Annotated in this window: 9 protein-coding genes and 1 pseudogene; 3 read left to right on the forward strand and 7 right to left on the reverse strand. The window is 66.6% G+C overall.

The annotated features are described in order from the left end of the window. Positions 1-21: 21 nt before the first annotated feature. The 7 genes from BMX37_RS15970 to BMX37_RS19340 form a co-directional block, all read right to left on the reverse strand. Positions 22-996 (reverse strand): D-alanyl-D-alanine carboxypeptidase family protein, encoded by a 975-nt coding sequence (locus BMX37_RS15970; protein WP_093666767.1) that lies wholly within the window; start codon positions 994-996, stop codon positions 22-24. 55 nt (positions 997-1,051) lie between these two features. Beyond that, positions 1,052-2,059, reverse strand: a complete 1,008-nt coding sequence (locus BMX37_RS15975; protein WP_212611466.1) for an NAD-dependent epimerase/dehydratase family protein — start codon at positions 2,057-2,059, stop codon at positions 1,052-1,054. Next, positions 2,056-3,357, reverse strand: a complete 1,302-nt coding sequence (locus BMX37_RS15980) for a UDP-glucose dehydrogenase family protein (RefSeq protein WP_212611467.1) — start codon at positions 3,355-3,357, stop codon at positions 2,056-2,058. Before BMX37_RS15980 ends, BMX37_RS15975 begins: the two co-directional genes overlap by 4 nt. A gap of 205 nt (positions 3,358-3,562) precedes the next feature. Further along, the gene (locus BMX37_RS15985) at positions 3,563-4,057 is read right to left on the reverse strand and encodes a PilZ domain-containing protein (RefSeq protein WP_093666769.1); all 495 of its coding nucleotides are present in this window, start codon (positions 4,055-4,057) and stop codon (positions 3,563-3,565) included. Positions 4,058-4,065: 8 nt separating this feature from the next. Beyond that, on the reverse strand, positions 4,066-4,356 hold the full coding sequence (locus BMX37_RS18915; protein ID WP_170842032.1) for a hypothetical protein: 291 nt from the start codon (positions 4,354-4,356) through the stop codon (positions 4,066-4,068). 36 nt (positions 4,357-4,392) lie between these two features. After that, a complete protein-coding gene (locus tag BMX37_RS15995) occupies positions 4,393-5,703 on the reverse strand; it encodes an exopolysaccharide biosynthesis polyprenyl glycosylphosphotransferase (RefSeq protein WP_093666792.1) in 1,311 nt (436 codons plus the stop codon). Positions 5,704-6,003: 300 nt separating this feature from the next. Continuing rightward, positions 6,004-6,132, reverse strand: a complete 129-nt coding sequence (locus BMX37_RS19340) for a hypothetical protein (protein WP_280139265.1) — start codon at positions 6,130-6,132, stop codon at positions 6,004-6,006. 367 nt (positions 6,133-6,499) lie between these two features. Here BMX37_RS19340 and murB point away from each other — a divergent pair, with 367 nt between their 5' ends. From murB to BMX37_RS16010, 3 genes and pseudogenes are all read left to right on the forward strand, one after another. Further along, positions 6,500-7,537 (forward strand): UDP-N-acetylmuramate dehydrogenase, encoded by a 1,038-nt coding sequence (gene murB / locus BMX37_RS16000; protein ID WP_093666771.1) that lies wholly within the window; start codon positions 6,500-6,502, stop codon positions 7,535-7,537. Continuing rightward, a complete protein-coding gene (locus BMX37_RS16005; RefSeq protein WP_093666772.1) occupies positions 7,534-8,868 on the forward strand; it encodes a UDP-N-acetylglucosamine 1-carboxyvinyltransferase in 1,335 nt (444 codons plus the stop codon). Before murB ends, BMX37_RS16005 begins: the two co-directional genes overlap by 4 nt. Before the next feature lie 42 nt (positions 8,869-8,910). Then, positions 8,911-9,384, forward strand: a pseudogene (locus tag BMX37_RS16010) (type I secretion system permease/ATPase); the annotation flags it as partial.

The raw sequence follows: 9,384 nt of genomic DNA on the forward strand, positions 1-9,384 counted from the left end.
TGGAGCTCGTCCTTCCGTCCCTTACTTGCGTTCGTGCGCCCTCTTCGCCGGCTTTGCGGGTCGTGACGCGCTGGTTTTCTTGCGGCCGTCCCGTTGCGGGGCCGCGCGGGGACGATCCAACTGTTTCCGCATGCGATCCTGACGGGTCGGCACCGCGCCACCCTCGCGCCGGGCGGAGTGCGTAACGACAGCGCGGGGCCGCGATCCCTGGGGCGAGGAGAAGCCCGATTCCATCAGGTTCGCGACCAGCAGGTCGCGCGCGGCTGCGCTCTGCGCGCCCATCACGACGACTACCATGCGCTTGCCGCCCCGTCGCGCGGACGCGGCGAGGTTGAAGCCGGCCGGAACCGTGTAGCCCGTCTTCAGGCCGTCCAGACCCTTGACCTTGCCGAGCAGCTTGTTGTGATTGGGCCTGGACTGCCCCTGCCACCGGATCTGCCGCGTCGCGAACAGGCGATAGCGGTCGGGATGGTGGCGGATCAGGTAGCGGGCGAGCACTGCCATGTCGGTGGCCGTGGTGACGCCGCCACTCGGCGCCAGCCCGGTGGCATTGCCGAAGCGCGTGTTGGTCATGCCGATTTCCGCCGCACGCGCGTTCATGCGGGTGACGAAGCGCGCCTCGCTTCCCCCGATCCGGTCGGCAAAGGCCACCGCGATGTCGTTGGCAGAGATAACCGCGATCGCCTTCATCGCCGCCGCCACGCTCATCCCTCGTCCGATGCCGAGGCCTAGGCGGCTGGGCGGCTGCCGCGCGCCGGCCGGGGTCATGACGATGCGGTCGCCGGGCTTCAGCTGGCCCATATCCAGCGCGTCGAAGACGAGCAGCAGGGTCATTACCTTGGCGAGCGACGCGGGCGGGCGCCGGATCGACGCGTTCGCCGCATACAGCGCACGGCCCGTCTGCGCGTCGATGACCAGTTCGGAGATCGGCGCCGGGCCGCGACTGGGCGCCGCCAGCGCGGGCGGGGCCGTGCCGAGCAGCACGGCCACGATCATGCATGCGGTGACGATCCGCCCCCTCACCCCGGCGCGCAGAGGGCGGATACGCGGTTTAGTCGCCGTAATAACCCCGGTACCAATCGGCGAACTTCGTTAGGCCCTCGTCCAGCATCACTTTCGGTCGATAGCCGGTCAGCGCGTGAAGCTTCGACACGTCGGCATAGGTCGCGGTGACGTCACCCTGCTGCATCGGGCGCATGATCTTTTCCGCGGTGCGGCCGAGCGCACGCTCCAGCGAGCCGATCATCTCCATCAGCCCGACCGGATGGCTGTCGCCGATGTTGAGGACGCGGTGCAGGGCGGCCTTGGCCGCTGCCCCGTCATTGATAGCGGGCGGATGGTCGAGTGCGCCGACGATGCCGTCGACGATGTCGTCGATATAGGTGAAGTCGCGTGCCATGCGGCCCTCGCCGAACACCTCGATCGCCTCGCCGCGCATGATCTTCTGCGTGAAGGAGAAATAGGCCATGTCCGGCCGGCCCCACGGGCCATAAACGGTGAAGAAGCGCAGCCCTGTCTGCGGCAGCCCGTACAGGGTCGCATAGGACTGGCTCATCAGCTCGCACGCCCGCTTGGTCGCGGCATAGAGCGACACCGGGCTGGCGGCGGGCTCGTCCTCGGTGAAGCCCTGCCCGCCCATCGGCTTGTCGCCATAGACGGAAGAAGAGGAGGCGTAGACCAGATGCTCGAAGCCGGGCGCATGGCGGCACGCCTCCATCACCGACAGGTGGCCGGCGAGGTTGGAATGCTGATAGGCGAAGGGGTTTTGAATGCTGTAGCGGACCCCCGCCTGTGCGGCGAGGTGGACGACGCGGACGATCCCTTGCGACCGGATCAGGTCGGCGATGCGGCCGGCGTCCGCGATGTCCATCTTTTCGAAGTGGAAGCCGTCCTTACCCTCGAAGGTGGCAAGGCGCGCGGCCTTCAGCGCGGGGTCGTAATAATCGTTGACGATATCGACCCCGATCACCCGCTCGCCCCGGGCGAGCAGGTGGTGCGCGGTGGCATGACCGACGAACCCCGCCGCGCCCGTGACGAGAACGGGGTCCGCCCGGCTCAACGACCGATGCCCGTGTAGGAGAAGCCGGCCGCCGCGGCCTCGGCCGGGCTGTACACGTTGCGCAGGTCGACCAGAACCGGCTGCGACAACAGCCCCTTCACCCGCTCGAAATCGAGCGCGCGATAGGCGTCCCATTCGGTCAGGATGGCGACCGCGTCGGCGCCCTCCATCGCCTGGTACGGACCGTCGCAATAGGTGACGTTTTCCAGCACCAGCTTGGCCTGCTCGACGCCTTCCGGATCGTGGGCCTGCACCTTGGCGCCCGCGTCCTGCAACGCCTGGATCACCGCGATCGCAGGGCTGTCGCGCATGTCGTCGGTATTGGGCTTGAAGGTCAGGCCGAGCACCGCGATAGTCTTGCCACGCACGTCGCCACCCATCGCGGCGATGATCTTGCGGCCCATGGCGCGCTTGCGGTTGTCGTTGACCGCGACCACCGCCTCAACGATCCGCTGCGGTGCGTCATAGTCCTGGCTCGTCTTGAGCAGCGCCAGCGTGTCCTTGGGGAAGCACGACCCGCCATAACCGGGGCCGGCATGCAGGAACTTGTTGCCGATGCGCCCGTCCAGGCCGATGCCGCGCGATACGTCCTGCACGTCGGCGCCGACCTTTTCGCACAGGTCCGCGATCTCGTTGATGAAGGTGATCTTGGTCGCCAGGAACGCATTGCCGGCGTATTTGGTCAGCTCCGCGCTGCGGCGGCTCATCTCCACGATCGGCGACTTGTTGATGTACAGCGGGCGGTAGACTTGGCGCATCACCGCCAGCGCGCGTTCGTCGTCCGAACCGATCACGATGCGGTCGGGCCGCTTGAAGTCGTCGATCGCCGCGCCCTCGCGCAGGAATTCGGGGTTGGACACGACCGCGAAGTCGGCGTCCGGATTTGCCTCGCGGATGATGCGCTCCACCTCGTCGCCGGTGCCGACGGGCACGGTGGACTTGTCGACGACCACGGTGAAGCCGGTGATCGCGCGCCCGATCTCCTCGGCCGCGGCATGGACATAGGACAGGTCGGCATGGCCGTCGCCACGACGCGACGGGGTGCCGACGCCGATGAACACCGCGTCAGCGCCGGCCACGCCCTGCGCCAGGTCGGTGCCGAAGGTCAGGCGCCCCGCCTTGACGTTGCGGGCGACCAGTTCGTCCAGACCCGGTTCGAAGATCGGCATGCGACCTTCGTGCAGCGCGTCGATCTTGCGCTGGTCCTTGTCGATGCAGACCACGTCGTGGCCGAAATCGGCGAAGCAAGCGCCGGAAACCAGGCCAACATAGCCCGATCCGATCATGGTGATGCGCAAGGTGGTGCCTCCTGATGGGGATCGTTTCGATCGCGACCTAGATGATCGGCAATGGCGATGACAACAGCCTTCGCATCATCTGTCGATAATGAGGTGCCGATATTCGCCGATCCGGCGCAAAATACCGGTGCCTGTGTTGTGACGACACAGCCCGCATCCGAGTCACGCGGGCGTGTCGACATGACTACACGTCGAAGTGAACTTGTCAGGAAAGCCGCAGTGCGACCGCCACCAGACCCCAGATCGACGCGCCGGCCACGGCCACGAGGAGGAAACGGGCGGACCCCGCGATCCGCCATGTTCCCGCCGTCGAGGGCGTCGAAGTCGTGGCAACACGGGGCGCGATGGTCGCGGTCGCGCCGGAAACGGCGTTGGTGAAAGCGGCTTCGATCGCGGCGGGAGTCAGGGGCGACGTGAACAGGCAGCCATGGTGCGTTCCCTTGCGCCATGCCACCTCAGCATCCGCACGCCCGGCCCCGGCCAGCCCGACACGGACGGGCGTACCCACGGCGATCGGGTCGGCGCTGGAAAACCGGAAGCCGGCGATCGACAGGTCCTCCACCGTCACGTCCAAGGGTACGGCATCTTCGGCCCGGAGGGTGCTGGGCCGTGCAATGGTCGCGCGCGGGAGGGTGCGCCGGCACGTCGCCTCATCGACCGATATGCCGGTCGCCGTGTCCAGTCCGGTCACCTGCGCCATCGACCCGGTCAGGCGATCCAGGCGATGAAGCCCACCAGCGCGCCGGTGAAGACCACCGGCCCCGCCACGGTCGAGCAGAGGCGGATCGCCCGTTCCGCCCGGCTCGGTTGTTCCGGGGGCAGCAGCCATGCATCGAAGCCGATGTAGTCACCGGCAAGCGGGTCGTCGACCAACGGTTCATCGAGGACCAGCGGCTGTTCGGCCGGATGTGCGAGGGGTGCCAGACGTGCCATGGCGCGATCATGCCGGAATGTGATTAAAGCCATGTGTGGCAGGGTGGTTAAAAGGCCGTCCACCATGCCTGTCGCCCGTCGCCCCGCAACGGACGTTACCCGCTAGAACGCGTTGCGGTGTACCACCACCCGTATGGTGGATACCAGGATCGCGACATCGCGCAGCACCGACCAGCCGACGATATATTCCAGGTCTGCCTGAAGCCGGCGCGTCAGGTCGTCGCGCCGATGGGTGGCCCCGCGAAATCCGCGCACCTGGGCAAGGCCGGTGATGCCCGGCTTCAGCGCGTGGCGATGCCAGTAGCGTTCGTCCACTTCCCAGAACAGCTGCTGCCCCGCCAGCGAGCCCAGCGCATGCGGGCGGGGGCCGACGATGCTCATCGATCCGAACAGGACGTTGAGCAGCTGAGGCAGTTCGTCGATGCTGGTGGCGCGGATGAAGCGTCCGACGCGGGTGATGCGGTCGTCGTCGCGCGACGCGGATACGTTGCCGTTGGCGTCGCATTGCTCAGCACGCATCGAGCGGAACTTGAACACCTCGAACAGGGCATTGCCACGCCCGACGCGTTGCTGGCGGAAGAACACCGGGCCCCGGCTGTCCAGCTTGATGGCGAGCGCAGTGACCAGCAGGATCGGCAGCAGGATGATCAACGCAGGCACCGCGAAGACAAGATCGAACACCCGCTTGATGATGCGGTTGCGGGTACTGAGCGGCCCCGCCGCGACGACCAGCGTCGAACGTCCGTCGAAGCTGCCGATGCCGATTGCGCCGACCTCGTCGAACTCGTTGGAGATGATCTCCCCGTTGATACCCGCGCCCTTGAGCAGCATCGCCCAGTCGCGTTCCCGTTCCGGCTTGCAGGCGACGACCACCCGGTCGATCCGGCGCAGGTGACGCGCCAGCCGGTCGAGCATCATCGGGTCGCGTATGTTGGGACGCAGGTTGGTGCTGGCCGTGTCGATCACCTGATGATCCGGCGGCACCTTCACCGCGACGTCGTCCATGATGACCAAGTCCGACGTCAGCTGGTGCCCGATCGGTGATACGACCAGCCGGTTGAGCGCCAATCTTAACAAAGCCACCAGGGCGAAGCTGCCAACCATGCCGATGCTGGTCGCGCCGCGCGGCTCGAACCGGAGCAGGTGGAAATAGTAAGACATGAACAGGAACACGCTGAAGGCGAACAGCAGCGCGGCCGCCGAGCGGACGATGCCCGTCCGCGCCCGGCGCAGCGCATCGATCGTATAGGCGCCGTTGTTGAAGGCCGTCAGGATGAAGATCGGCAGGGTGACGACAACGACATCCAGCGACGAATGCCAGTTCCAGTCGTTATAGCGTACGTAGGATCCCGCCTCGAACGCGCCGACAACCGCCAGGACATCGAGCAGGACGAGCACACCGTAGAGCAGCATGCGAAGATCGTTGCGGCGCACCGTGTTTGCATGGTGACGCAAGACCGCGAAGTTTCCCTGATCGTCCAACACTACGCCGTTCTGCCGCCCCCACGACGTCGCGACACCTGAACCGTGCCGGAGGTGCAACCTGCCACATGCGGCACGGTGACACTAGAGGCGTGTTATGTAGGAAGCGTTACGGGGTGTGCCTGATGCGCCAGAATACATATGTGAAACTATATGCGCGACGATGATGCGGTCAGGTGAATCCGATCCCGATGCGGTCAGGCTGCCGCATCGGGTCCGTGAAACACGTGTTCAGATGATCAGTGCCAGTGCGCCGGTCCACAGCATCAACCCAAGGGCAAGCGATCCCGCCAGCGCGTAGATCGGTCGGGCGGACATGATGTCGTCGGTCATTTCACGATTGGTAGTGGTAACGGCCATTCCAGGTTGATCCTCTCGTCAAGGGGATCCGATCTTCGCCGGTGTCCCAAGATGATACTCATACAAAACGATTAACCTTGTAAAGCGGTCCATGGCCGAAATGACGCGGCTGGATCATTTTTCCAAAAATGGACGGGTTGCATGGTTCGGGCGGCCAAAGCGGCGTGGGCCGCGCGGCGGGCGATTACATTCGCGTTCGCAATATGATATTCGGCCCGCGTTAACCGTCACGGCGCTATCGCCGATGTCGGACCCGTTTCGCCGCGTATCGGACGGGGTGCGGTTTTGGGAGGAGCCGCATCGGGCATGCTCATGGTGGGGGCATGTCGGCGCGGGAGCATTGGGGGTAAGGTGTTCAACAAGACCCATGGCAGCTGACGGTTTTTCGCTTTCGGACGGTGCTGCGTCAACGCGCCCGGCCATTGACGCGCTGCGCGATGCGCTGCCGGCGGAGGCGCTCGCCCTCGACCTGCCGCTGGCGACGCTTGGCCGCTGGCGGATCGGCGGGCCGGCCGATGCGGTGGTCACGCCGCGCGACGTCGATGCGCTGAGGGCCGCGCTTATGGTGATTGCCCGGACCGGCGTGCCGCATGTGATCGTCGGCGACGGGTCGAACCTGCTGTACGACGATGCGGGCTTTCGCGGCGTTGTGGTCCGGATCGGGCGCGCGTTCGGCGGGTTCTCGATCGACGCGGACGGCGTGGTGGAGGCGGGCGCGGGCCTGTGGGTGCCGAGCTTTGTGCGACAGGTGATCGAGGCGGGGATGGCGGGTGCGACGCACGCCATCGGCATCCCCGGCACGCTGGGCGGTCTGGTCACCATGAACGGGGGCAGCCAGCGCCACGGCATCGGCGAGAACGTCGTGTCGGCCGACGTGCTGGCGCGGGACGGCACCCTGTCACGGATCGAGCATGCCGATCTGGGCTATGGCTATCGCCGCTCCGCCTTGCAGTCGGGCGGGGGCATCGTGGTGTCGGCGCGGTTCCGTTTCAAAGCGGGCGACCGTCACGCGCTGCGCCGGGAAGCGATCGCGATCCTGGCCGCGCGCCGGGCCAAGTTCCCCCGCGTCCGCGCCAATTGCGGATCGGTGTTCGTCAGCGATCCCGCGCTCTACAGCCTGATCGGCCCACCCGGCATGGCGATCGAAAAGGCCGGGCTGAAGGGCACAAGCATCGGGGGCGCGCAATTCTCCCCCGACCATGCCAATTTCATCGTCAACAACGGCGACGCGCGTTCGCGCGACGTGCTGGAACTGATCCACCTCGCCCGGTCCAGCGTCCATAACCTGACCGGCATCGCGATGGATGCGGAGGTCCGCCATCTCGCCCCCAACGGCACCATGCGCCCCGCGCACGAGGTCGCCGCCACCCTTTTCCCCGATTCCGGCCAGGAGATGCCACGATGACCACCAACACCGCGCGACTGGCGCCCAGCGACGCCGCCGGTGCCGATGATGGTGCCAATGACTCGGCGGAAGCGCGCTTCCTGACGGTGGAGCGGTCGCGGCTGGTCGGTCAGGTCCGCGTCAGCGGCGCCAAGAACAGCGTGCTGCGCCTGCTCGCCGCGTCCTTGCTGACGTCCGAGCGGATCGTGCTGCACAACTACCCCGCCGAACTGCTCGACGCGATCGTCCATGTCGGCATGCTGGAAGCGCTGGGGAAGCGTTGCACGGTGGAGAACGGCACGCTGACCATCGAGGAAGGCTCCGCTCCGCCCAGCCGGCTCGACTGGAACGGCCGGTCGATCCGCAACACGCTACTGATACTGGGCGCGCTGGTCGCCCGCACGGGGGCGGGCAGCGTGCCGATGCCGGGCGGCTGCGACCTGGGCGACCGCAAGACCGACCTGCACGAGATGGTGCTGACCAAGCTGGGCGCAAAGGTGTGGTACGAGGGCGAGCGCCTGTTCGCCGAGGCGCCGAACGGCCTGACCGGCACGGATATCGTGCTGCCGATGCGCTCCACCGGCGCGACGGAGAACGCGCTGATCGCCGCAAGCCTGGCGCGGGGCACGACCCGGCTGTGGAACCCGCACATCCGCCCCGAGATCCTCGACCTCGCCCGCTTCCTGGAGCGGATGGGCGCGAAGATCACCGTGTACGGCCAGGAATCGATCGAGATCACCGGCGCCGAGCAGCTGGACGGCATCGTTCACCGCGTCATGCCCGACAACATGGAGGCGATGACCTGGCTGATCGGGTCGGTCGTCACGGGCGGGGACGTGGAGATCCACGACTTCCCGGCCGAGGACCTGGAAGTGCCGCTGATCTTTCTGCGCGAAAGCGGCGCCAAGGTGTTTCGCGAGGGCAACATCGCGATCGTCCGTTCGGGCCGTGCCTATCCGATCGAGATCTCGACCGGCCCTTATCCCGGCATCAATTCGGACATGCAGCCGCTGTTCGCCGCGATGGGTGCATGTGCGCGCGGTGAATCGCGCATCGTCGACCTGCGCTTCGTCGGCCGCTACGCTTATCTGGAGGAGTTCGCCAGGATGGGCATTTCCAGCGAGGTACGGGGCAACACCGCGCACATCCACGGCGCGGGCCAGGCCGCCGGCACGATCCGCGGCGCCGAAGTGCGCGCGCTGGATCTGCGCGCGGGCGCGGCGCTGTCGCTGCTGGGCATGGTCGCCGATGGTGCCACGCGCATCGCCGACGCCTGGCAGATCGAGCGCGGCTACGACCAGTTTCTCGCCAAGGCACGGGGCTTGGGCGCGACCATGAGCTACGGCGGCTGATCCTCCTGTCGATCCTGACGCCACAACGGGGCTAGCACCATCGTGTCGGACCAATTCTACCCATCCAACCCGCTGCACGCCGCGCTGCGCGCGTGCCGTCGGCATTTCATCTTCGCCGGAGTGTTTTCCGGTCTCATCAACATCCTGTACCTGGTCCCGTCGATCTTCATGCTCCAGGTCTATGACCGGGTCGTGCCGACGCGGGGCGGTGCGACGCTGCTGGTGCTGACGCTGATCCTGGCGGTGTCGTTGATCGTGTTCGCGCTGCTGGACATGGTGCGCATGCGGCTGCTGCTGCGCGCCAGCATCCGGCTGGAGAAGATGGCCGCGTCCAACATCCTGCACCGCATCCTGGGGGCGAACGGCGCGACGCAGATCCAGCGCGCGCAGGCGATGCGAGATTTCGACACGTTGCGCGGCACGCTGACCGGCCCGGCGATCGTGGCGCTGTTCGACGCGCCCTGGGCACCGATCTACATCATCATCTCCTACCTGCTGCATCCGCTGATCGGGCTG

The organism is Sphingomonas gellani, assembly GCF_900110035.1.
GTDB classification, from domain to species: Bacteria; Pseudomonadota; Alphaproteobacteria; order Sphingomonadales; family Sphingomonadaceae; genus Sphingomonas; species Sphingomonas gellani.